Source organism: Salipiger sp. HF18 (assembly GCF_011806505.1).
Taxonomy (GTDB): Bacteria; Pseudomonadota; Alphaproteobacteria; order Rhodobacterales; family Rhodobacteraceae; genus Salipiger; species Salipiger thiooxidans.
The window spans coordinates 1-1,097 of record NZ_JAATOS010000817.1; the positions used below are offsets into that span (position 1 = coordinate 1).

Annotated in this window: 2 protein-coding genes; both read right to left on the minus strand. The window is 69.7% G+C overall.

Going from position 1 to position 1,097, the window contains the following annotated elements; all coding sequences use genetic code 11:
• Positions 1-254 (minus strand): RnfH family protein (locus tag HC022_RS27220; RefSeq protein WP_167454453.1); only part of this gene is annotated, 254 nt, incomplete at its 3' end.
• Complete coding sequence (locus HC022_RS27225; RefSeq protein WP_167454454.1) at positions 251-991, minus strand: electron transport complex subunit E; 741 nt, start codon at positions 989-991, stop codon at positions 251-253. The genes HC022_RS27225 and HC022_RS27220, both read right to left, overlap by 4 nt.
• Positions 992-1,097: the final 106 nt, after the last annotated feature.

Below are 1,097 nucleotides of genomic sequence, written 5' to 3' on the forward strand. Positions count from 1 at the left end.
CTCTGTTTCTCCAGAAGCTCGGCGTCGGGGTGGATCGGGCGGTAGATCTCGACCCGGTCGCCTTCTTTCACCGGCTTGTCGAGCCTGGCGACGATGCCGAAGATCCCGACCTTGTTGGTCTCGAGGTCGAGCTCGGGAAACTGGTCGAGCAGCCCCGAGGCCTCGATTACGTCGCGCACGGTCGCGCCCTCGGCGATGGTGAGACTGCGCCAGATCTGCGCGGTGGGCCTGGCGTAGGCGATGCCGACATTCATGACGTCTCTCCTTCGGGGGCTGGCGTGGGGGCGGGCGGCCTCAGCACGCCCACGGCGGGGAACACCCGGCCCTGCGGCGCGTCCCGCCGCGCGTCCCCGGGGCGGACGCGCTGGTCGGCCAGCGCCTTCAGCGCCAGAAGGACACCCAGCACGATGAATCCGCCGGGCGGCAGGATCAGCAGCAGGAAGCCCTGGTGGTCGGGGATCACGATGATCTCGAGGAAGCCGAAGCTCTCGGCCAGCAGCACCGAGGCATTGGCAAAGAGCGTGCCCGCGCCGAGGATCTCTCGCGCTGCGCCCAGCACCACCAGTGCCGCGGTGAAGCCCAAGCCCATCATCAGCCCGTCGAAGGCCGAGGCCAGCGGCCTGTTGCGCGAGGCGAAGGCCTCGGCAAGTCCGAGGATGGCGCAGTTGGTGACGATGAGCGGGATGAAGAGGCCAGGCACCTGGTGCAGGTCGCGGCTCCAGGCGTGGGGCGGCACGTCGACCAGGAGGGAGGTGCAGGCGATCACCAGCACGAAGGCGGGAATGCGGATCTCGGGCAGGATGGCGCCGCGCAGCAGCGACACCGCCAGCCCCGAAGCCACCAGCACTGCCGTGGTCGCGAGCCCCATGCCGAGCCCTTTGGTGGCGGTCCCGGTCACCGCCAGCAGCGGGCAGTGCGCCAGCATCTGGCCGAAGACCACGTTGTTGTCCCAGAGCCCGTCGCGGGCAATCCTGGCGTAGGTGTCGGACATCAGCCTGCCTCCTGTGCTGTCAGCAGCGCGTCGCGGTTGCGCGCGAAGAACGCGAGCTCGCGGTGGACGGTGTCCACGACCGCGCGCGGGGTGATGGTGGCGCCCG